18 protein-coding genes are annotated in these 22,651 nt (G+C 69.2%); 9 read left to right on the top strand and 9 right to left on the bottom strand.

Features of this window, described 5'->3' with window-relative positions:
* Positions 1–170 precede the first annotated feature (170 nt).
* Both ABIC25_RS01545 and nrdR read left to right on the top strand, forming a co-directional pair.
* Entirely contained in the window at positions 171–710 is a 540-nt protein-coding gene (locus tag ABIC25_RS01545; protein ID WP_354559645.1) for a LysM peptidoglycan-binding domain-containing protein, read from the top strand.
* Between the two features lie 99 nt (positions 711–809).
* Positions 810–1,322, top strand: coding sequence for a transcriptional regulator NrdR (gene nrdR, locus ABIC25_RS01540; protein ID WP_033203453.1), 513 nt, complete (start codon positions 810–812; stop codon positions 1,320–1,322).
* Here nrdR and hrpA read toward each other — a convergent pair.
* The gene (gene hrpA, locus ABIC25_RS01535) at positions 1,296–5,285 is read right to left on the bottom strand and encodes an ATP-dependent RNA helicase HrpA (protein WP_354559644.1); all 3,990 of its coding nucleotides are present in this window, start codon (positions 5,283–5,285) and stop codon (positions 1,296–1,298) included. The genes nrdR and hrpA overlap by 27 nt on opposite strands.
* Before the next feature lie 83 nt (positions 5,286–5,368).
* Here hrpA and ABIC25_RS01530 point away from each other — a divergent pair, with 83 nt between their 5' ends.
* On the top strand, positions 5,369–6,622 hold the full coding sequence (locus tag ABIC25_RS01530; protein ID WP_354559642.1) for an aminotransferase family protein: 1,254 nt from the start codon (positions 5,369–5,371) through the stop codon (positions 6,620–6,622).
* A gap of 117 nt (positions 6,623–6,739) precedes the next feature.
* On the opposite strand, the gene ABIC25_RS01525 is transcribed toward ABIC25_RS01530, so the two are convergent.
* Together ABIC25_RS01525 and ABIC25_RS01520 are read right to left on the bottom strand one after the other, a co-directional pair.
* Complete coding sequence (locus ABIC25_RS01525) at positions 6,740–7,273, bottom strand: alkyl hydroperoxide reductase (protein ID WP_004019398.1); 534 nt, start codon at positions 7,271–7,273, stop codon at positions 6,740–6,742.
* A gap of 11 nt (positions 7,274–7,284) precedes the next feature.
* On the bottom strand, positions 7,285–7,872 hold the full coding sequence (locus tag ABIC25_RS01520) for a peroxiredoxin (protein ID WP_004019399.1): 588 nt from the start codon (positions 7,870–7,872) through the stop codon (positions 7,285–7,287).
* Between the two features lie 102 nt (positions 7,873–7,974).
* Between ABIC25_RS01520 and ABIC25_RS01515 the strand changes: the two genes are divergently transcribed.
* Positions 7,975–8,931 (top strand): hydrogen peroxide-inducible genes activator, encoded by a 957-nt coding sequence (locus ABIC25_RS01515; RefSeq protein ID WP_354559641.1) that lies wholly within the window; start codon positions 7,975–7,977, stop codon positions 8,929–8,931.
* Here the strand turns inward: ABIC25_RS01515 and ABIC25_RS01510 are convergent.
* Both ABIC25_RS01510 and ABIC25_RS01505 read right to left on the bottom strand, forming a co-directional pair.
* On the bottom strand, positions 8,928–11,060 hold the full coding sequence (locus ABIC25_RS01510; protein ID WP_033203449.1) for a DEAD/DEAH box helicase: 2,133 nt from the start codon (positions 11,058–11,060) through the stop codon (positions 8,928–8,930). The two genes, ABIC25_RS01515 and ABIC25_RS01510, sit on opposite strands and share 4 nt — an antisense overlap.
* Positions 11,061–11,077: 17 nt before the next feature.
* Complete coding sequence (locus tag ABIC25_RS01505; RefSeq protein ID WP_354559640.1) at positions 11,078–12,049, bottom strand: proteasome assembly chaperone family protein; 972 nt, start codon at positions 12,047–12,049, stop codon at positions 11,078–11,080.
* Between the two features lie 178 nt (positions 12,050–12,227).
* Here ABIC25_RS01505 and ABIC25_RS01500 point away from each other — a divergent pair, with 178 nt between their 5' ends.
* Positions 12,228–12,932, top strand: coding sequence for a hypothetical protein (locus ABIC25_RS01500; RefSeq protein WP_354559638.1), 705 nt, complete (start codon positions 12,228–12,230; stop codon positions 12,930–12,932).
* 93 nt (positions 12,933–13,025) lie between these two features.
* The gene (locus tag ABIC25_RS01495) at positions 13,026–14,150 is read left to right on the top strand and encodes a DUF4192 domain-containing protein (RefSeq protein WP_239403465.1); all 1,125 of its coding nucleotides are present in this window, start codon (positions 13,026–13,028) and stop codon (positions 14,148–14,150) included.
* A 60-nt stretch (positions 14,151–14,210) separates the two neighbouring features.
* Here ABIC25_RS01495 and ABIC25_RS01490 read toward each other — a convergent pair whose 3' ends face one another.
* The gene (locus ABIC25_RS01490; protein ID WP_004018860.1) at positions 14,211–14,906 is read right to left on the bottom strand and encodes an iron-dependent transcriptional repressor DtxR; all 696 of its coding nucleotides are present in this window, start codon (positions 14,904–14,906) and stop codon (positions 14,211–14,213) included.
* 185 nt (positions 14,907–15,091) lie between these two features.
* Here ABIC25_RS01490 and ABIC25_RS01485 point away from each other — a divergent pair, with 185 nt between their 5' ends.
* Positions 15,092–16,336, top strand: a complete 1,245-nt coding sequence (locus tag ABIC25_RS01485; protein ID WP_354559636.1) for an acetoin utilization protein AcuC — start codon at positions 15,092–15,094, stop codon at positions 16,334–16,336.
* Positions 16,329–19,178, top strand: a complete 2,850-nt coding sequence (locus ABIC25_RS01480; RefSeq protein ID WP_354559634.1) for a bifunctional acetate--CoA ligase family protein/GNAT family N-acetyltransferase — start codon at positions 16,329–16,331, stop codon at positions 19,176–19,178. Before ABIC25_RS01485 ends, ABIC25_RS01480 begins: the two co-directional genes overlap by 8 nt.
* 55 nt (positions 19,179–19,233) lie before the next feature.
* On the opposite strand, the gene ABIC25_RS01475 is transcribed toward ABIC25_RS01480, so the two are convergent.
* Positions 19,234–20,172: a sigma-70 family RNA polymerase sigma factor gene (locus ABIC25_RS01475; protein WP_171011532.1), complete on the bottom strand. Its 939-nt coding sequence runs from the start codon at positions 20,170–20,172 to the stop codon at positions 19,234–19,236.
* Between the two features lie 276 nt (positions 20,173–20,448).
* Positions 20,449–20,901, bottom strand: a complete 453-nt coding sequence (locus ABIC25_RS01470) for a DUF3099 domain-containing protein (RefSeq protein WP_064571753.1) — start codon at positions 20,899–20,901, stop codon at positions 20,449–20,451.
* A gap of 100 nt (positions 20,902–21,001) precedes the next feature.
* On the opposite strand from ABIC25_RS01470, the gene ABIC25_RS01465 reads away from it, so the two are divergent.
* Positions 21,002–21,274 (top strand): DUF3039 domain-containing protein, encoded by a 273-nt coding sequence (locus tag ABIC25_RS01465; protein WP_010840877.1) that lies wholly within the window; start codon positions 21,002–21,004, stop codon positions 21,272–21,274.
* A gap of 52 nt (positions 21,275–21,326) precedes the next feature.
* Here the strand turns inward: ABIC25_RS01465 and ABIC25_RS01460 are convergent, their stop codons facing one another.
* Entirely contained in the window at positions 21,327–22,532 is a 1,206-nt protein-coding gene (locus tag ABIC25_RS01460) for a YihY/virulence factor BrkB family protein (RefSeq protein ID WP_004018854.1), read from the bottom strand.
* Positions 22,533–22,651 lie beyond the last annotated feature (119 nt).

Below are 22,651 nucleotides of genomic sequence, written 5' to 3'. Positions count from 1 at the left end.
CGGAGTGCGACCTCCACCTCAAACATTTGTTCGATGTGTCGCGAGACTTTGTCGGTGCGCCGTGCTACAAATTCGAACATCAGTGCATCGAACATCTGATCGAAGTTCGAACACCGGATGCCAGACACCCGAACACCCGAAGATCCCGCACCGAACACCCGGAGGGCACCATGCGCACCGCCACTCTCGTCGCTCCCGTCCGTACCGAGCGTCCCGACACCGTCCGGGCGCGCACCGACCGCGCCGACCGTATCCGGACCCGGACCCCGCTGACCGACGGTTCTCGGCCCGTCGACAACCGGCCGGCAGGCAACCGTCCGGTGGGCGGGTCGCCACTGACGCCACGCGTCGGCGGCACGCACTGCGGCTCCGCGGTGGGTGCCCGGGGCCGCGGGCCGGTCGGTCCGGATGCGGCGGTGTTCCGTCGCCGTCGCCGCACCGCCGTCGCGGTCCTCGCCGGCGTCGGCCTCGCGTTCGTCGTGTGGGTGTTCGGTGTCGTCGGTCAGAACTATTCGGACTCGATGACGCCCGCCGCGGTGAGCGCAGAGGTCGTCCACGTGCGCGCCGGGGATTCCCTCAGCACGATCGCCGGCCGGGTGGCGCCCGAGATGCCCCGCGACATCGTGATCGACGAGATCGTCGCGATGAACGATCTGCCGTCGAGTGCGCTGCAGGTGGGTCAGCCCCTGCTCACCCCCCGGTACCGCTGAGGCCGGGCGGTATCCTCGATGTCACAGGGGCCGGCCGAGAAGCGGCGGGGCGCACGGTTTCGGTGCGTTCCAGCGTCCCGCGACCTGCGTGAGGACACGATGCGCTGCCCCTTCTGCAAGAACGACGACACCAAGGTCATCGACTCGCGTGTCGCAGATGAAGGGCAGGCCATCCGACGGCGTCGCTCGTGTGTGGAGTGCGGGCGCCGATTCTCCACGGTGGAGAGCGCCGTGCTCGCCGTGGTCAAACGCAACGGGGTCACCGAGCCGTTCAGTCGCGAGAAGGTCATGCGCGGTGTGCGTCGTGCCTGTCAGGGCCGGCACGTCGCCGAGGACGCACTCGCGCAACTCGCCCAGCAGGTCGAGGACACGGTGCGCGCGAGCGGATCGGCCGAGATCCCCAGCAACGAAGTCGGTCTCGCGATCCTGGGTCCGCTGCGTGATCTCGACGAGGTGGCGTACCTGCGGTTCGCGTCGGTGTACCGGTCGTTCGACTCGGTGGAGGACTTCCAGCGCGAGATCGACGATCTGAAGTCGTCGGCGTCCGGTGGCGGACGTGTCGAGACCGCCACCACCGATCCCGTCTCAGCCGAGTCGGTCCAGAGCTCGTAGGACGCGCTTCTCCGACACGGGGAACGCGGTACCGAGACGCTCGGCGAACAACCCGACCCGTAGTTCCTCGACGAGCCACTGCGCCTCGTCGTCGACGATCGCCCGTCGGTGCTCAGGGACCTGTTCGAGCCGTTGGGCCCACCGCTCGACGACGCGATCGACGACCGCGACGCCGGCCTTGTCGCGCGCGGCGGACGCGGGCAGCGCCTCGAGACGTGCCCGCGCACCGTCGAGGTACCGCGGCAGGTTCTCCAGATGCCGCCGTGCGGTGGCTGCCACGAAGCCGTCGAACACGAGATGGTCGATCTGCTCGGCGACGTCGTCGGCAGCCAGCGATCCGGCGTGCCGGTCGATCGCCGCGCGGACCGGCGCCAGCCGTTCGAGCGCCGCGACGGCGAGCGAGAAATAGTCCGGGGCGGCCTCGGCGACGCGCGGCCTGATCCGCTCAAGGAAGGCCGAAAAGGACTGTGGCGAGCGGACTGCCGCCAGCTCGGCGTCGGCGACACCGATGGTCGCGTCCCGGATGGCCCGTCGAGTGCAGTCGGCGAGCAGTGCCTCGATGTCCGCATAGGGACTCAGGCTCAGGGCGAGTCGTTCGGCCGGATCGAGTGAGCCGGCGAGGCGTTTGGACAGCGGGGGAATCGCCAGTTCGAGCAGGGCGACGAGCCCTCGACGACGGAGACGCTCGCGGGCGTAGGGGGAGGACGCGTCCACGACGATCACGCCACGCGGGCGGCCCTTGTCATCGGCGACCGCGTCGATCGTCGGGTAGCGGGTCAGCCGCTGCTCGGCGACGTCGACCGTCGTCTGTTCGGGGAGCGTGCCGATCCCGTCGGCGGTCCAGGCCCGGTACAGCGTGCGTGACACCGTTCGCGGCGCCGCGGGCACACCCTTCTGCTGGAGCTCGGACAACGAGTCCGCGCGGGCGATGATCCGTCCGGCATCGTCGGCGACCGCGAAGTGCATCCGGAGGTGAGCCGGCACCCGTTCGACGTCGAAATCGGCTGCGGTGACCCTCATCTTGGTGATCGCCGACAGCTCGCGCGCCAGTCCGGCGGCCAGCGGCTCCTTGCGGGGGGTGAGTCGGCCGAGGGCGAGGTCGGCGAATCGTTGCGCGGGGGACATGCTCTTGCGGAGTTGCTTCGGCAGGGACTTGACCAGTGCGGTGGCCAGTTCGGCGCGCATGCCGGGGACCGACCAGTCGAATCCGGCCGGACGCACATGGGGGAGCAATGCCTGCGGGATCACGACCGTGACCCCGTCGTCGGGCGCGCCGGGTTCGAAGCGGTAGCGCAGTTCGAGTCGGGTGTCGCCCTGCTGCCAGGCGCCGGGGTAGTCCGTCGGCGCGACGTCGGTGCCGCCGGTGACGTCCTCGGGACGCAGATCCAGCAGATCCGGTTCGGCCCGGCGGGCCTTCTTCCACCATGAGTCGAAGTGCCGCGCGGAGGTGACGTCGGCCGGTAGCCGCTGGTCGTAGAACTCGAAGAGCTGGTCCTCGGTGATCACCAGACCCCGGGTGCGCGTGCGGTTCTCGACGTCCGAGGCGGCCTCGAGAAGCTTGCGATTGCGGTCGAAGAAGGCGTGCTGCGTCCGCCAGTCGCCCTCGACGAGAGCGTGCCGGATGAACAGCTCCCGCGAGACCACCGGGTCGATGGGGCCGTAGTCGACGCGCCGACGGGCAACGAGCGGGACCCCGTAGAGCGTCACGCGTTCGTAGGCCATCGCGGCCCCGCGTCTGGCGGACCAATGCGGTTCGCTGTGGGTGCGCTTGACGAGATCCCCGGCGAGTTTCTCGGCCCACAGCGGATCGATCCCGGCGACGGTGTGGGCGAAGAGTCGGGACGTCTCGAGGATTTCGGCCGCCATGATGAAGGCGGGTGGCTTCTTGGCGAGCGGAGAGGCGGGGAAGATCAGCAGTGTGGTGTTGCGCGCACCGGTGAACTCGCGGCCCTCGGTGTTGCGGGCGGCGATGTTGCTCAGCAGACCCGACAGGATGGCCCGGTGGACGGCATCGGCGTCGAGTTCGGTGGGCGCGACCGACCAGTCGAGGTCCTTGACGATCTCGGTCAGCTGTCGATGGAGGTCCTGCCACTCCCGGATGCGAAGGAAGTGTAGGTACTCCCGCTCGCACATGCGCCGAAAGCGGCTGCCGGACAACTCCTTGCGTTGTTCGCCGAGGTATCGCCACAGCTCCACGTAGGACAGGAAGTCCGACTGTGGGACGACGAAGCGCCGGTGTTGGGCGTCGGCGGCCTCCCGGTGCTCGGCCGGCCGTTCCCGAGGATCGGGGAGCGACATCGCGGCGGCGATGACGAGAAGGTGGTCGAGACAGCCGAGCTCGTGTCCGGCGATGAGCATTCGGGCGACCCGCGGATCGACCGGAATCCGCGACATCGACCGGCCGGTCGGGGTGAGCCGAGGCGGGCCGCCCTCGCGTGGGACGGTGATGGCGCCGAGTTCGGTGAGAACGCCCATACCGTCGCGGATCGCGCGGTCGTCGGGCGGCTGGACGAACGGGAAGTCGGCGATCTCGCCGAGCTTGAGGGAGGTCATCTGCAGGATGACGGCGGCCAGGTTGGTGCGCAGGATCTCGGGGTCGGTGAACGCCGGCCGGGATTCGAAGTCGTTCTCGCTGTAGAGGCGGATGCAGACACCGGGCGCGACGCGACCGCATCGGCCTGCGCGCTGGCGGGCGCTGGCCTGGGAGACCGGCTCGATGGGCAGGCGATTGACCTTGGTCCGGGTGGAATAACGGCTGATCCGGGCGGTGCCGGTGTCGATGACATACCGGATGCCGGGCACGGTGACCGAGGTCTCGGCGACGTTGGTCGCCAGCACGATCCGGCGTCCGTCGGACGGGGAGAAGACCTTCTGCTGTTCGGCGATCGACAGCCGCGCGTAGAGCGGCACGATCTCGGCGCCGGGCCCCTTGCCGCCACCGGTGCGGCGGCGCAACGCGTCCGCGGTCTCTCGGATGTCGCGTTCGGTCGGCAGGAACACCAGGATGTCGCCGCGGCCACCGGCCCACAGTTCGTCGACGGCGGCGTCGATGCCCTGGATCTGGTCGAGGTCGGCATGCTCGCCACCGCCGGCATCGTCGCCGTCGTCGGGGCGCTCCTGCAGGCTCAGCGGCCGGTAACGGATCTCGACCGGATAGGTGCGACCCGACACCTCGATGACCGGGACCGATGTCGTCGGCGTACTGAAATGCCGTGCGAACCGGGCCGGTTCGATCGTCGCGGAGGTGATGATGACCTTGAGATCGGGTCGTCGCGGCAGCAACCGGCGTAGGTATCCGAGGATGAAATCGATGTTGAGGCTGCGCTCGTGCGCCTCGTCGATGATGAGGGTGTCGTAGCGGCGCAGCATCGGGTCGGTGGCGATCTCGCGCAGCAGGATGCCGTCGGTCATGACCCGGACGAGGGTGTCGGCGCCGGAGCGGTCGGTGAACCGGACCGAGTAGCCGACCGCGTCGCCGAGCTCGGTGTCGGTCTCGTCGGCGATGCGTTTGGCGACCGAGCTCGCGGCGATCCGCCGGGGCTGGGTGTGCCCGATCGACCCGCGGATGCCCCGGCCGAGCTCGAGGCAGATCTTCGGCAGCTGCGTGGTCTTGCCCGAACCGGTCTCACCCGCGATGACCACGACCTGGTGGTCCCGGATCGCCTCGGCGATCTCCTCCCGTGCCGCCGAGACGGGGAGTTCGTCCGGGAAGCGCAGGATGGGCACGCTCGCGCGCCGCCGGTCGAGTCGTGCACGTGCCTTGTCGACGTCGGTGACGAGCTGCTCCCACTTCGCGTCATCCGGACGCGCCGTGAGGCGGTCGATGCGACGCCGCAGCCGGTCGGCGTCGACGAGGCCCACGTCGTCGAGTGCGCGGAGCAGGTCCGGGCGCGACACACCCGGTGCGCCTGCAGACGGGGCACTTCCCGGCGACGGGGAAGCTGAGGAAGACGGGTCCAGCATGATCCCTCCAGGATATGGGTCGGTGCGCGCGGGACTTCACCCCAGTGGCCGTGCAGGGTGCGCGGACCGGCATCATTGGGGCCATGGCTGATGGTTCGAGTACCGGAACTCCGGGGTCGCTGTGGCACGGTTTCGCCGACATGGGTGCGGTGACCGCGAGCGGTCCGTTCGTCGTCACCCGGGGCGAGGGTGCGCGCATCTTCGATCGCGACGGCAAGTCCTATCTCGATGCGACCGCGGGTCTCTGGTTCACCAATGTGGGCCATGGTCGTACCGAGATCGCCGACGCCGTCGCCCGGCAGCTCGGCTCCATCGCGCACTATTCGAACTTCGGTGACATCGCGAGCGACACGACCCTGCAACTGGCCGAGGAACTCGGTGCGATCGCGCCGGTGCCCGGGTCGAAGATCTTCTTCACCTCCGGCGGCAGCGACTCGATCGACACCGCTGTCAAGCTCGCCCGTCGCTACTGGGTGGAGCAGGGACGCGAGTCCAAGCGGGTCGTCGTCAGCCGCACCAAGGCCTACCACGGCATGCACGCCGCGGGCACCTCGCTGGCCGGCATCCCGCTGAACCACGACGGGTACGGCGAACTCATGCACGACGTCCAGAACGTCGAGTGGGACGACGCCAAGAGCCTGCTCGGCCTGATCGAACGGGTGGGTGCCGACAACATCGCCGCGTTCTTCTGCGAGCCGATCATCGGTGCCGGCGGCATCTACCTGCCGCCGGAGGGTTACCTCGCCGAGGTGCGGAGCATCTGCCGCGACCACGACATCCTCTTCGTCGTCGACGAGGTCGTCACCGGCTTCGGTCGCATCGGCGGCGAATCCTGGTTCGCCTCGGCACGATTCGGCCTCGAACCCGACATGATCACCACCGCCAAGGGCCTCACGTCCGGCTATGTCCCGATGGGCGCGGTGTTCATCGCCCCCTGGATCGCCGAGCCGTTCTTCGCCGGTGGCGTCTGGTGGCGGCATGGCTACACCTACGGCGGGCACGCGGGTGCGGCGGCGGCCGCCCTGGCCAACCTGGACATCATCCGGCGCGAGAACCTCCTCGCCGAGGCGACGCGTCTGGAGGGTGACCTCGCCGCGGCGCTGTCACCGCTCACCGATCTCGATGCGGTCGCCGAGGTCCGGACCGGTCTGGGTGCGGTCACCGCGGTCCAGCTCGCCGACGCCGCCACCGCTCCGGCCGCGGTTCGGGCGCTGCGCGAGCACGGCGTCAGCACGCGCGCGGCGGGTCAAGGGGCGCTGCAGATCTCGCCCGCCTTCGTGATGACGACCGCCGAGGTCGGCGAACTCGCCGACCGGATGCGTGCGGCCCTGAGCTGACCCTGCGGCGGCCGTTCGTTCTGCTCCCTGAGGAGCGCCTGGAGCTTGCGGAGGGCGCGTCACGAAGGGGCCCGGCTGCTCGAGCAGCCGGGCCCTTGTTCGTCGCGCTGCGGCGGATCAGGCGTTCGCGAGCACCTCGGTGGTGGCGATCGCCTGGGCGACGCCGCTGACGATCGAGGCGACCTTGAGCGCCTCGAGGATCGCCTCACGGTCGACGCCGGCCTCGCGCAGGGTGTTCTCGTGTGCGGCGACGCAGTGGCCGCAGCCGTTGATCGAGGACACCGCGAACGACCACAGCTCGAAGGCGGCCTTGTCGACACCGGGGTTGCCGATGATGTTCATCCGCAGGCCGGGACGCAGGTCGTCGTACTTGCCGTCGAGGAAGCCGCGACCCCGGTAGAACACATTGTTCATACCCATGATCGACGCGGCGCCGAGTGCGGCGTTGTAGGCCTCGGCGGACAGTGTGTCGGCGGCCTCGTCGGCGATCTCGCTCAGCACCTTGGCATTACGGCTCGCCGCTGCGGTCGACAGCAGGGTCCCCCACAACTGCTCCTCGCTCAGCGCGGTGGTCCGGCTGATCGATCCGAGGTTGAGTTTGAGGTCCTTGGCGTACTCGGGGAGCGCGTTCTTCAGATTCTCGATGCTCATCTGTTCTCCTCTCAGACGCCGGCCGTCATGAGCTCGCCGGCGTCGATGGTCGGATCGCCCTTCTTCCAGTTGCATGCGCACAGTTCGTCGGACTGCAGCGCGTCGAGGACCCGCAGGACCTCGTCGACGTTGCGGCCCACCGAGCCGGCGGTGACCGACACGAACTGGATCTCGTTGTTCGGATCGATGATGAAGGTGGCGCGGTCGGCGACTCCGTCGGCATTGAGAACGCCTGCAGCGGTGGCCAGTTCACGCTTGAGGTCGCTCAGCATCGGGAACGGGAGGGTCTTGAGGTCCTCGTGCTGTGCGCGCCACTGGAAGTGGACGAACTCGTTGTCCACCGACGCGCCGAGGACCTGGGTGTCGCGGTCGGCGAACTCGTCGTTCAGCTTGCCGAACGCGGCGATCTCGGTGGGGCAGACGAAGGTGAAGTCCTTCGGCCAGAAGAACACGATGCGCCACTGACCGGGGTGATCGTCGGACGACACGGTGGTGAAGTAGTCGTCGGGCTGCTGGGCATTGACCTTGCTGAGGTCGCCACCGATGACGGCGGTGAGGTTGTAGGCGGGGAACTGGTCACCGATGGTGAGCAGGGCCATGTGTCGCTCCTTCAGCTGGTGAATGTACGGAAACTTGCGCGCGAAAGAGTTTCGCGACGTACGAGTACCATCGTGCCGGATTCTGGCCGAAAGCGAAACGTGATGATTAGCACTACACTGATAGGCGTGCCCGATAGAACTTATCAGCCCACCGTCGCCGGTCTGCGCGCCTTCGTCGCTCTCGCTCATCGACGCCATTTCGGAACTGCCGCAGCCGATCTCGGTGTCAGTCAGCCGTCACTGTCGCAGGCGCTGTCCGCGCTGGAGTCCGGGCTCGGGGTGACCCTCGTCGAACGCACCACGCGGCGTGTCCAGTTGACCGCCGACGGGGTCGAACTCCTGCCGCGGGCGATCGCGGTGACGGAGGCCGTCGACGAGTTCACCTCGGCGGCCGCGGGCGCCGGACAACCGCTACGCGGGGTGCTGCGGCTGGGGGTCATCCCGACGGTGGCACCGTACGTCCTGCCGACGCTGCTGCGCGGGCTCGGCGAGCGGCTTCCGGATCTCGTGCCCCGGGTGGTGGAGGAACAGACCGCGCGACTGGTCGAGCAGTTGCGCACCGGCACGTTGGACGTGGCGTTGCTCGCCCTCCCCGTCGAGGTGCCCGGCATCGTCGAAGTCCCCATCTACCGTGAGGATTTCGTTCTCGCGCTCCCGTCCGGACATGCCCTCGCCGGACGTCGCCGTGTCGACCCCACCGCCCTGGCGGACCTGCCGTTGCTCCTCCTCGACGAGGGGCACTGTCTGCGCGACCAGGCCCTGGAGGTGTGCCGGCTCGCCGGCGTGCGGCCCGATCTCGGACAGACCCGGGCCGCCTCGCTGACCACGGCGGTCCACTGCGTCGTCGGCGGTCTCGGTGTGACGCTCATCCCTCAGACGGCGGTGGCGTCGGAGACGGCGTCGGGCGACCTGGCCACCGCGACGTTCGCGACCCCGCGTCCGGGCCGTCGGATCGGCCTGGTCTTCCGGGCCTCCGCACGCCACGACGAGGCCTACCGCGAACTGGCTTCCGTCATCGGTGATCTCGTCGGCGCGACCGGGGCCGTGACCCCGCTCTAGACCGGCTCGCCCGTCGAGGCGAGTGACTCGGCGGCGGCCGCCTGCGCGGCCAGGGCCTCCCACTCGTCGACGAGACTCGAGTCGACCTCGCGGACCATGGTGCCCAGATCCTCGACGATCCGCTCGATCTCGGGTGTCACCACGCTCGTCGGAACACCCTGGCGCAGAACTCGATAACAGTCCGACAGGTAGCGCAGCAACACGCCTTCGCTGCGGGCGAGGCCGTAGGCGGAGATCAGCTCGGTGAAGGTCATGGCCTTCTCCAGCATCTCGCGCAGGACCGCCTTCGGCGCCGGCGGGAACGACGACACCCAGGGATGGCCGCGACGGTAGATGTCGAAGGCGGCGAAGATCTCCTCGGCCAGCGGCTGCGGCCAGGTGATCTCCTCCAGTCGGGTCATGCGCTCCTCGTACTCGATGCCGTCGGCCTTCATCTCGGCGATCGCGGCGTCGCGGGCCACCTTGCGCTGGGCGAGCAGCAGCGGGCGGGGATTCTCCAGCGTCGATTCGAGGACGGAGACCACATCGAGTGCGTACGTGGACGATTCGGGATCGAGGATCTCGAAGGTTGCCAGCGCGAAGGCGGACAGCGGATTGGTCAATGCGAAGTTCGCCGGCATGTCCACGCTCAGCGCGATGTGCCGTCCGGTGTCGTCGGGTTCGTCGAGCTGCACGACGATGCCGGCATCTCGCAACCCGCGGTAGAGTTCGATCGTGTGCTTGATGGTGCGCAACTGCCGGTCGCGGGGTTCGTGGTTGTCCTCGAGGAGGTGGCGCACCGCGGCGAAGCAGTCGCCCGGTCGGCCGAGCACCTCGAGCAGCATGGCCGTCGTCATCTGGAAGTGGCTGCGCAGCGGCTCGTCGGGGGCGTCGACGAGCTGGGTGAACGTCTTCTCACCCCACGACACGAAGCCCTCGGGGGGCTTCTTGCGCACCAGCTTTCGCAGTTTCTTGGGATCGTCGCCGGCCTTGGCCACCGCGCGGGCGTTCTCCACGTCGTGATCGGGGGCCTGGGCGACGACGTAGCCGATCGTGTCGAACCCGGCACGCCCGGCGCGGCCGGCGATCTGATGGAACTCGCGCGCCCGCAGGCGCCGGACCCGGCGCCCGTCGTACTTGCTCAACGCCGCGAACAGCACCGTACGGATGGGCACGTTGATCCCGACGCCGAGCGTGTCGGTCCCGGCGATGACCTTCAGCAGACCCTGCTGGGCGAGGCGCTCCACCAGGCGCCGGTACCGCGGGAGCATCCCGGCGTGATGCACACCGATCCCGGCGCGCAGGAGTTTGGACAGGGTGTTGCCGAAGCCGGTGGAGAACCGGAAGTCCCCGATCGCTTCCGCGATGGCGGCCTTCTCGGCCTTGTCGCAGATGCGGACGCTCAGCAGTGCCTGTGCGCGCTCGACCGCGGCGGCCTGGGTGAAGTGCACCACGTAGATGGGCGCCCGGCCGCGGTCGACCAGTTCCTCGATCGTCTCGTGGACCGGCGTCATCGCGTAGGTGTGTTCGAGGGGGACGGGCCGCTGCGCACCGGTGACCTCGACGGTCTCGCGTCCGGTGCGGCGGGTCAGATCGTCGACGAAGAACGAGACGTCGCCAAGCGTCGCCGACATCAGCAGGAACTGCGTCGACGGCAGTTCGATGAGCGGCACCTGCCATGCCCAGCCGCGGTCCGGTTCGCCGTAGTAGTGGAACTCGTCGGCGACCAGGGTGCCGATGTCGCTCTCACCGCCCGCGGCCAGCGCGAGATTGGCGACGATCTCGGCGGTCGCGCACACGATCGGCGCGTCGGCGTTGACCGCGGCGTCACCGGTCAGCAGACCGACCTGGTCCGCGCCGAACATCGCGCACAGCTCGAAGAACTTCTCGCTGACGAGCGCCTTGATCGGGGCGGTGTAGAACGCGCGCTCGCCGCGGCAGCGCGCGAAATACAGCGCACCCGCCGCGACGAGTGATTTACCCGAGCCCGTCGGCGTCGCCAGGATCACGTGGCTGCCGGCGAGGAGTTCGAGGAGTGATTCCTCCTGATGGGGGTAGAGGTCGAGACCACGCCCCGTCCACCAGTCGGTGTACCGCTGCAGGGCGGCGTCCTCGTCGTCGGTCGGGACCAGGACGTGGGGTCCGGGAATCGATGCGGTCTCGGGGATCAGATCGGTGATCGTGGACCCTCGTCCCCGGGGTCCGACTCACCGTTGCCGGTCTGCTCGGCCAGGAACCGCTCGAGTTCGGCTCCGAGTTCGTCGCCGCTGGGCAGGGATTCCTCGGCGGCGAGCAGCGAGGCCCGCTCCTGGGCGGCCTGGGTGAACGTGTCGTACTGGGTCTCCAGCGCTGCCACCACCGACTCGATCTCGCTGTTGCCCTCGACCTCGGTGTCGACCTGTGCGCGCACCTTCTCCGCGGCGCTGTCCAGAGCGGCGAGGGGGAGGTCGAGGCCGGCGAGTTCGGCGACCGCCGCCAGCAACCGTGCCGAGGCCGCCGGATAGTTGGTCTGCGCGAGGTAGTGCGGGACGTGTACGGACAGCCCCGAGGCGCGGTAGTCGTGCTCACCCATGCGGAGTTCGAGAAGCATCGACGCGCTGGCGGGCAGCTTCATCGCCGATCCCCACCGGGGCAGGTCGCCCAGGGCGTCGGGATCGCTGCCGTGCGCGGTGATCGACGGCGGGCGGGTGTGCGGCACGGCCATCGGGATCGCGTTCAGGCCGATGACGTCGGTGACGCCGAGGCCGTCGCTGAGGCGACGGACCGCGTCGACGAACTGTTCCCACCGGAGGTCCGGCTCGGAACCGGCGAGGAGGAGAAACCCCTTGCCGGAGTTGTCGCGGATGGCGTGCAGCGCCAGCGACGGCATCTCCACGTCGGTGAAGGTCTCGCCGCTGAACGAGATGGTCGGCCGGCGCGAGCGGTAGTCCATCAGTTCGTCGGACGAGAAGGTCGCGACCAACTCCGACTCGAGGCTGTCGCGCAGATGCGCCGCCGCCAGGGCGACCGCATGCCCGGCATCGGCGAACCCTTCGAGTGCGTGGATCAGTACCGGACCCGTGCCGTCGGGCCGGGTCACCTGCGGAGCGGGAAAGGCGAGTTCATACAGCGCGTCGTCGCGCGCGGGCTGCTCGTCCACGTCGTCCCTCCTTCTGCTGGCAGCTGTCCATCGAGACAGCTGAACGTCCATTGTCCCGCACCGGGGTGCTGAGAGTCATCTGGGTGCAACCACCTCGGCACGCGGGTGATTCCCGGCCTGGTGCGCGCGGTGTGTCGGAGGGCGTGCGGGGCGTGCGGCGGTGGCACAGTAGACCGTTGTGACCGAGCCGCGTGTGCCCCGACCGTGTCTGCCTTTCCCGGGCCGGACCCGTGTGCCGGCCGCCTGCCTGGTGGCCGCCGCGGTCCTGCTCTCCGCGTGCTCGGTGGCCGGGGAACCGGCGCCGTCCGGCCCGGACCTCTCCGCGCGATCGGTGTCGGCCGCAGACTTCCCGGGTGGCGCGGCGAGCGAGATCCCGGCGTCCGCGGTCGCGAACGCGCTGGCCGACGTGACCGGCGCACCGATGCCCGGACAGACCGGCACCGAGGTGTCGCCGCCGGACTGCGCGCCGGCCACCGTCGCCGCCGACGGCGCGGTCGCCTACCTGGGGCCCGGCCCGGGGGAGCGGTCCACCCTGACCACGGTCGTGGCCGGCGTCGACACGACTCTCGACGACGTGGTCGACCTGGCGCAGCGGTGCAGGCAGACCACGACGACGACGTTCGGTGCGTCGTCGACGGTCACCACCGAGGTCCTACCTCCGCCACCGGCGCTCGACGGGGTCGACACGGCCACCATCCGTCGCACGATCGTGACCGGCGGCGGCGTCCCCACGACGACGAGTGCCCTCACCCTGCTCGGCGAGCGCGACGGGGTCCGGGTCTACACCGAATACCGTTGGCCCGCAGCCGGTCCGGTGGCGCCGGAGGCGGCCGCCGCGCTCGATGCACTGTTCGTCAAGGCGAACGCGGCCGCATTCGGCTGATTCCCCACCGCCCCTGTGGATGACTCGACCCGAGTTGTCCACAGGACGAGTTCCCCGGCGTTCGCGCGGCCGCCTGCGGGTGACGCTGCGTCCATGCAGATGTTCGAATCACGTCCGTCGGGGCCACACGACCCGTCTACGCTGCTCACCTCGATCCCCGCACGTCTCGGATTCGTCCCGGAGCGATCGATCATCGTGATCGCCTTCGCCGCCGACCGGACCGTGAACGCGACCATGCGACACGACCTCGCTCTCGAGGACGACGGCAGCCCCAGCCGGGAGTTGGTCACCGTCCTCGGCGGGCTCGGAGAGATCACCTCCACCTATGGCGTCGAGGAGATCGTGGTCGTCATCGCCGACGACCGGCATCCCGTCGACGACCACCGCCACCGCCGGATCATGGCGATGAGCGACCGGTACTTCGGTGAGGTCGGCGGCGTCGCGGCGGGATTCGCGCTGGCGACCTTCGACGCAGGCGCCGAGTGGACCACCATCTGGTGTCCCGAGGACCGAGCATGGTCGGTCGAGGTGTCTGCCGACGCGGTCGGGCGCATCGACGACCCGCACACGAGTCCGACGGCGATCGCCGAAGCCGTGCGCTCGGGCCGACGAATCCTCGGACGGCGCTCGGAGATGAGGTCGATGCTCGAACCGCTGGACGGCGAGTGCGGTCCGGGTCGCCCCCGGCCGGAGTGCCATCGGTGCCGCGGCCACGACCTGGACCGGACCGATCTCGACCGGTTCGATCCCGACACCGACGACGTCGAGGTCTCGGCGCTGGCGCTCGACCTGGTGATCAGCGCGATGATCGGAGCGGACCGGGCGCTGGACTGCGACGAACTGGACCTGCTCGAACGGGCGATCCTCCGCCCCGACGTCCGCGACGCCGCGCTCGCCCTGGCCGTCACCGAACTGCGGGGAGCTGCCGAACGCCTGTGGCGAGAACTCACCAGACGACTCGCCGGACGCGGACGCGCAACCGCCGCAACACTTCTCGCGCACCTGCACTACATCGGCGGGGACGGGGCCTATGCCGGTGTCGCGCTCGACGTCGCGCTCGCGTGCACAGAACCCGGACCGCTGGCCACGCTGCTGGACTCGGCCCTACGGGCAGGCGTACGCCCGGCCAGGCTGTGGGGCACGATCGACAAGTCCTACGACGCGGCGAAACGTCTCGGCATCGTCATCCCAGCGGCGACGTTGCGCACCGCCGGGTGACCGGACCTGTTGCGTCAGACCTTCGCTGGGTCAGACCTTCGCTGGGTCACCTTCGCTCGGTCAGACCTTCTCGACGACCTTCTCGACGAACAGCGAGTGCGCCATGTCGGGCGAGAGCTCGAGACCGTCGTGACCGGGCGTGTCGATGGTGATGGTGCCCGCGGTGTTCGAGACCGTCACGCGGGCGTTGGGGACCACACCCGCCTCCCGGAGCGCTCCGATGAGTTCGGTGTCGGACTGCGCGTGCTCCGACAGACGACGGACGATGACCGGCACCGTCTCGCCCGGCGGGAGGTCGGCGAGACGGGTGGCACCGTCGTCGGAACTCGGCACCTCCACGCCCAGCAGCTCCAGGCCCGGGATGGGGTTGCCGTACGGCGACGTCGTCGGGTACTCCAGGACCGCGAGCAGGCGACGTTCGACGTTCTCGCTCATCACGTGCTCCCAGCGGCAGGCCTCCTCGTGGACCTGATCCCAGGGCATCCCGATGACATCGACCAGCAGGCGCTCGGCGAGACGATGCTTGCGCATCACCGCGACGGCGAGCGAGCGGCCGCGGTCGGTCAGTTCGAGGTGTCGGTCGCCGGCAACGCGGAGCAAACCGTCGCGCTCCATCCGGGCAACGGTCTGCGACACGGTGGGACCGGATTGGTCCAGACGCTCGGCGATACGTGCCCGCAGCGGCACGATGCCCTCTTCTTCGAGATCGTAGATCGTTCGCAAGTACATCTCGGTGGTGTCAACCAGGTCGTTCACTGTGCGCAATCCCTTTCGTCCCCGCCAAGATTACCCTCTTCGCGAGCGGTGACCGCGATCTCACCGCGGCCGGGTGGTCCGCGACGAGGATGGCGCGGTACCCGCTCGTGTCCGACGCGACATCCGTGAACGCTGCGCGAGGTGTACCACTAGCCTGAGGTCGTGATCAACACTACGAGCGCCCGATGACGACGGCGGTCATCTGGAGCGAGGACTTCCTGTCCTATCGCTGGGCCCACACGCACCCGATGAACCCGGTCCGACTCGCCCTCACGATGACCCTCGCGCAGAGCCTCGGGGTCCTCGACGACGTCGAGACGGTCCCGCCGCAGGCCATCGACGACGACGCGCTGACCGTCGTCCACAGCCGCGACTACATCGACGCCGTGCGTGCGGTCGGCTCCGGGACCGCGTCGCTGTCGGGCCCGTTGCTCGAGCGGTTGTTCGGTCTCGGTGACGCCGACAACCCGGTCTTCACCGGGATGCACGAGGCCGCGCGCCTGCTCGTCGGCGGCACGCTGGCCGCGGCCCAGACGGTGGTCTCGGGGGCGGCGACGCGAGCGGTCAACATCGGTGGTGGCATGCACCACGCGATGCGCTCGCGCGCGGCGGGGTTCTGCATCTACAACGACTGCGCCATCGCGATCAAGTACCTGCTCGACAACGGCTTCGACCGGATCGCCTACATCGACGTCGACGCCCACCACGGCGACGGCGTCCAGGTCGAGTTCGCGGCCGACCCGCGTGTGATGACGGTCTCGCTGCACCAGCATCCGGCGACACTGTGGCCGGGCACCGGATGGCCGACCGAGGTCGGCGACGGCGATGCCGTGGGCAGCGCGGTCAACCTGGCCCTCATGCCCAACACCGAGGACCGATTGTGGCTGCGCGCCTTCCACGCCGTGGTGCCGTCACTGATCGCCGAGTTCCGGCCGCAGATCATCGTCAGCCAGTGCGGCGCCGACAGTCATCGGGCCGATCCGCTCACCGACCTCTCGCTGACCGTCGACGGCCAGCGGGCGGCGATGATCGCCATGCGCGACCTCGCCGACAAGTACTGCGAGGGCCGCTGGATCGCGGTGGGCGGCGGCGGCTACGGCGTCGTCAACGTGGTGCCGCGCAGCTGGACGCACCTGCTGGGGGTGGCTCTCGGGCGTAAGGTCGACGTAACGTCGGTCATCGACGAATCCTGGTGTGCCACAGCCGAACAGATCTCTGAGCAGGTGCATTCCGACTACGCCGCCCCGCCGGTTCGGGTCATGGGCGACGGGGGCATCGTCGACTACCAGCCGTGGGCGGGTGACGCCGGTCAGGAGCCACCCGAGGGCGTCGCCGCCAACGCCCAGCGCCAGACCGATCGCGCAATCCTCGCCACGCGACGCGCAGTGTACCCGCTCCACGGTCTCGACCCGGAGGATCCCCGTGACTGACGACACCACGACCGCAACGGACGTTTCGCCTTCCGACCCGCCCGCCGCGGTGGCCGATCAGCCGGAACCACGCAGCCCGTGGGACTACCCGCGGCACTGGATCGCCGACGTGCTGGCCTCCGACGGCGGCGTCGTGCATCTGCGGCCGATCGTGCCCGACGACGCCGACCGCATCGTGGCATTCCACTCCAAGCTGTCCGAGCGGACGCGCTACATGCGTTACTTCGGTCCGACCCCGACCCTGCCGCCGCGCGAGGTCGCACGGATGACGACCGTCGACCATCAGCAGCGGGTCGCGATCGTCGCCGAACTCGGGGGCGAGATCATCGCGGTCGGCATCTACGAGGGCCTCGGCTTCGACGGCAAACCCGAATCGGCGGAGGTGGCCTTCGTCGTCGCCGACGAACACCAGGGGCGTGGTCTCGGACCGATCCTGCTCGAACACCTCGCCGGGGCGGCGGCGGAGAACGGCTTCACCCGCTTCGAGGCCGAGGTGCTCAGCGAGAACCCGAACATGGTCGCGGTGTTCCGCGACGCCGGGTATCAGCTGGCGCGGAGCTTCGACGGTTCGACCGTGCACGTCGAGTTCCTCATCGACCCCACCGAGGCGATGCTGTCGGTGCGCAACGCCCGGGAACGCGCCTCGGAGGCGCGCAGCGTGGCGAACCTGTTGCGTCCCACCTCGGTCGCGGTCATCGGCGCCTCGACGGACCCGAACAAGGTCGGCAACGCGCTGCTGGCGAACATCATCGCCGGGGGGTTCACCGGACCGGTGTTCCCGGTCAACGGACCCGCCCGGGTCGAGGACGAGGAGTCCGAACCGGGCCGACGCGGGGCCGGTCGTGAACCGACGCCGGCGCGTCGACGCACTCGGGAACGCCCGCCGTCGGTGCGCGGGATCCGTGCGTACGAGACCGTGCGGGACATCCCCGATCCCGTCGACCTCGCGGTGGTCGCGGTGCCGGCCGCGCGCGTCGACGACGTGCTCGACGACTGTCTCGTGAAGGGTGTGCGCACGCTCGTCGTGGTGTCGTCGGGCTTCGGCGAGTCCGGTGAGGAAGAGGGGTTGGAGAACGAGCGCCGGCTGGTGGCCCAGGTCCGCGAACACGGGATGCGTCTGGTCGGGCCGAACGCCCTGGGGGTGGCGAACAACGACCCCGCGGTCGCACTCAACGCGACCCTCGCGCCGCGCATCCCGGGCGCGGGCCGGGTGGGGTTCTTCTGTCAGTCCGGCGCGCTGGGGATCGCGATCCTCGACACCGCAGCCCGACGCCAGATCGGCCTGTCGACGTTCGCCTCGGCCGGCAACCGCGCAGATGTGTCGGGCAACGACCTGCTCCAGTACTGGGACACCGATGCCACCACCGACGTCATCCTGCTCTACCTCGAGAGCTTCGGTAACCCGCGCAAGTTCTCCCGCATCTCGCGCCGGGTGTCCCGCTCGAAACCGATCATCGCGGTCAAGTCCGGACGGGGCGCCATGACACCGGTCCGCGCGGCGCGATCGGCGGCCACCCTCGACGACCAGATCGCCCGGATGATGCTCGAACAGGCGGGGGTGATCCAGGTCGACACGATCCCCGAATTGTTCGACTGCGCGGCGTTGTTCGCCTATCAGCCGCTCCCGCGGGGACCGCGCGTCCGCATCATCGGCAATTCCTCGGTGCTCGGCAGCCTGGCGGCCGACACCGCGCGCAACGGCGGCCTCGAGGTCGTCGACACGATCGATCTGGGAGCCGGTGCCTCCGAGGAGGAGTTCGAGTCGACGGTCTCCGCGGCGATGGCCGACCCGGGTATCGACGGGATCATCGTCGTCTTCGTGCCGCCGGTGGCGGTGGGCGCCGACTGGCATGCCCGCGCCCTCATGGCGGCGGCGAACACACCCGACGCCGATGGCGACAAACCGATCGTCACGACCTTCCTGGCCGTGGACGGCATCCCACCGGGCCTGACCAGGCCCGGTCCGGGCGGGATGCCGACGAAGGGGTCGATCCCGTCGTACGGCTCACCCGAGCGGGCCGCGGCAGCGTTGGCGAGGGCCTGGCAGTACGCCCGGTGGCGCCAGCGGCCGGAGTCCGTCGTGCATCGTCCCGAGGGCACGGACCCCGAGACGGCCCGGATGTTCGTGCGTGAGGCCATGTCGGGCGAGGGTGTCCCCGACACTCCCGGCGAGCGATTGCTCGGACACGTGGAGTCGGCGAAGTTGTTGCGCTGGTACGGCATCCACGTGGTCCCGTTCCGAGAGGTCACCACCATGCACGAGGCGTCCGCGGCCGCGCGCGAGCTGGGACTACCGGTGGCGGTGAAGGCGACGTCGGACAAATGGCGCGGCCGGCTCGACCGCGAGGGCGCGCGCCTCGACCTGCCCGACGCGACATCAGTGGTGACCGCGTTCGCCGAACTCACCGAGCTGACCGGTGATCGGGTGCTGCACGTGCAGAAGATGGCACCGAAGGGCGTCGGCACGGTGATCCGGGTCCGCGACGACCCGTCGTTCGGTTCGGTCATCTCGTTCGGTCTGTCCGGGCGGACGTTCGATCTGCTGGGCGATCACGGTTACCGCGCCGTCCCGCTGTCCGAGCTCGACGCTCGTGAACTGATCGAGGAGCCGCGGTCGGCGCCGCTGCTGTCGGGATATCGCGGGGAGGAGCCTGCCGACAAGGAGGCGCTCGCGGATCTCCTGCTCCGCATCTCGACCCTCGTCGACGACATCCCGGAGGTACGCGAAGTCGTCTGCGACCCGATCCTTGCCTCGGTCGACGGGGTGGCCGTCCTCAATGCCCGGATACGAGTGGGCCCGGTGCCCGACAGGCGGGACACCGGACCCAGACGACTCGGCTGATCGGCGGACCGACCGAGAGACTCAGTGAAGGCGGCAGTCGAGCGTGGGGGGACGCTCAGCTCGCGTAGGCACGCAGGCGTTCGGCACGGTCACCGTGGCGGAGCTTGCCCATGACCTCGCGCTCGATCTGACGCACGCGCTCGCGCGACAGCCCGAACATGCGGCCGATCTGGTCGAGGGTGCGTGGCTGGCCGTCGTCGAGGCCGTAGCGCATCCGGATGACCTGCTGTTCCCGCTCGTCCAGCGTGGCGAGGACGGCCCGGATGTCGGAGTGCAACAGTCCGGCGATCACCGCGTTCTCGGCGGAGGTGGCCTCGGCGTCTTCGATGAAGTCTCCGAGCGGTGCTTCCTCGTCGCTGCCCACCGGCATGTCCAGGCTCACCGGGTCGCGGCTGTGGTCGAGGAGGTCGGCGATCTTCTCCGCGGGGATGCCCGACTCGTTGGCCAGTTCGTCGTCGGTCGCCTCTCGGCCGAGCTGCTGGTGCAGCTCGCGCTTGATACGGGCCAGCTTGTTGACCTGCTCCACGAGGTGGACGGGGAGCCGGATCGTGCGACTCTGATCCGCCATGCCGCGGGTGATCGCCTGGCGAATCCACCACGTGGCGTAGGTCGAGAACTTGAAGCCCTTGGCGTAGTCGAACTTCTCCATGGCCCGGATCAGACCCAGGTTGCCCTCCTGGATCAGGTCGAGGAGCGGCATGCCGCGGCCGGTGTACCGCTTGGCCAGCGAGACGACCAGGCGGAGGTTCGCCTCGAGCAGGTGCGCACGGGCGGCCTCACCTTCCCGGACGATGACCGCGAGGTCACGCTTCTTGGCGGCGGAGAGCCGCTTCTTGTTCGCCAGAACGTGTTTGGCGTAGAGGCCGGCCTCGATCTGCTTGGCGAGTTCGACCTCCTGCTCCGCGTTGAGGAGAGCGGTGCGACCGATTCCGTTCAGATAGACACGGACCAGATCCGCCGCTGGAGACTGGGCGTCGAGATCTTGTTCGGTCATCGCCGGCCGGGTACCCGGAGGGGTGACTTCGGCGAAACCTTTGGTCGGGGTCGAACGTGCAACTGTCGAGCGTGACATGCGGCCTCCTGACTTGAGTGCGTTCACTGGGTCCAACGTCCATGTGTGGCCGATAGTTCCCGAGAGTGCTTCGGAGCAAACCTCGATGAGGCTTGGTGACCTGCGCATTCTTTTTCGCGACTCGACAAGCGGCTGAGAAGTTGCTGAGATGTCGCGCGCGACGGAACCGCGCCGCGATGCGGTGAACGGGTCGAGGTGTCAGGCGCGGGGATCGTCGGGGTCGACGACCTGCCCGTCGACGGTGCGCGACAGCTTGTTCTCGGTGTCGGGGAGTGCAGGCGGGCCCACGACGTGGTGGTCGGCGCCGTACTTGTACTGGGGGACCTCGCCGCGCTTGCGCGGTGGACGGTCGTTGGCGATGAGGACCGCCGCCCAGGGCAGCGGGATGGAGATCGCGACGATCGCCAGCGCCAGGAGACCCGACCCGGTGATGCCGTAGGCGATGCCGGCGATCAGGAGGGCGGGCACGCGGAAAGCCATGAGGAACAGGTATTTCCGAACGCGCGCCCGGTGCTGGGCCTCCAGCGAGTCCGGCGCGTCGGTGATCAGGTACGTCTCGGCGGCCGACCGTTTCGACAGGGGGTGGCCGTGCTCGTCGACGTGCGGTGACGCGCTCCTGTGGCCGTACTGACCGCGACCGGTCTCACCCATGGATTCCCTTTGTTCGAACACCCTCTCCACTGTCCCACTTTCGATCATCGAATGCACCCGCGGCTTCGTCCGCCGCCGCCTGTTGACGCACAATGGACGCATGGGAACCGAAACCATCGAACGCCCGGACCTCGACGAATGGTCCGACACCAAGACCGACGAGCGTCCCGACGCCGACGCGACCGATCGGGATGACGACGACCGCCCCAAGTTCTTCCACTACGTGAAGAAGAACAAGATCGCCGAGAGCGCGGTCATGGGGAACCACGTCGTCGCCCTCTGCGGCGAGACCTTCCCGGTGACGCGGTCGGCCAAGCCCGGGTCTCCGGTGTGCCCGAAGTGCAAGAAGATCTACAGCAAGATGCGTAAGTAGCGGCTGCCTGATCGGGCCCGCCCGCTGCCGCCCGGCGGCGGGCCCGGCACCGTCAGCCGCGCCCGCGTTCGCGCGGCTGCCTGCGGATCGGACCGGAGGACAGCCGGTCGGGCAGGGTCCGGAGCTGTCCGGTGAAGTCCGAGGTCTGCGAATTCACCCAGTGGCGCACCTGGGTCGTGGTCGAGGCCTTCGCCGGCCAGAACTGTTGCACCGCGGCGTTGAACTCGGCGCCGATCACGATGCCGAATCCCAGCGAGAACGTGAAGAGCAGGAACGCGATCGGCGTGGCCAGCGCTCCATAGGAGACCCCGGCCTCGGTGATCTTGGTGAGGTAGATGCGCAGCAGATAGCTCGCCACCCAGAAGAACACGCCGGCCACGACGGCGCCGCCGATGAGTCGATGCCACGGCAGGGGATTGGGCAGCGCGAGGTGGTAAAGCGTCGTGAGCACGAACAGGAGCAGGACCGCGACGAACGGGAAGTAGCCGTAGTCGATGAGGGTGGTGACGAACGATCCCCACGATTCCGGCACGATGGCCCGGAGGTAGTTCGGTCCGAGGGCGACGAGGGGCAGCAGGAACACCGCCACGCTCAGGAATCCGACGTAGAGGAACAACGCGAAAAACCGCTGCCACACCGGATTACGGACCTCGTGCTGATCGTGGGCGTGGGCGATCGAGGCGATGAAGCACGATACGGCCGACGATCCCGCCCACAGTGACAGGACGAAGCCGACCGACATCAACCCGATCCGTCCGCGACCGAGCACGCTGTCGACGGTGGGGGTGATCAGGTCGTCGACGACGGTCGGGGTGAACGTGCGGTCGGCGAAGTCGATGATGCGGGCGTACACGACGTCGACGGTGTCGGGACCGAACCAGCCCGCGACGTAACCGACCGAACCGAGCAACCCGAGCAGCAGCGGCGGCAGGGACAGCGCCTGCCAGAACGCGGCCTGCGCGGCCCAGCCGATGATCCCGTCGTCCCAGGACTTGACGATGGTCCGCCAGATCACGCGATGGATGTTCGGCAGCACCGGGAGGCCGGGCCCGGTCGGTGCCTCGTCCCGAACCGGGTCGTCGTTGCCCGGCTTCGACGAACGGCCGGCGTCGGCGGGCACCTCGACGTCGCCGGACGCGGGCGCGGCTCGCAACGCGGCGGAGCGCAGGGGTTCGGTCGCGGTGTCGCCGATCGGGGCGGTGATCGCGGCCGACACGGGCGCGGGTGGCGGCCCCGCGGGCAGGCTCGGCGCAGCCACCGACGACGTCTCGTCGGCCAGCGGGACCGGATTCCTCTTACGCGTTGTGATGTGTTCAATATCCCTGACCGGAGGGGCGGTTGGGTACTCGGGTCACCAGGCGAGTCGTTCGGATCGCC

It is taken from the genome of Gordonia sp. PvP123 (genome assembly GCF_040547295.1).
Classification (GTDB): Bacteria; Actinomycetota; Actinomycetes; order Mycobacteriales; family Mycobacteriaceae; genus Gordonia; species Gordonia terrae.
Note: the sequence above shows the minus strand (reverse complement) of the source record. Positions and strands in the feature narration are given on the sequence as shown.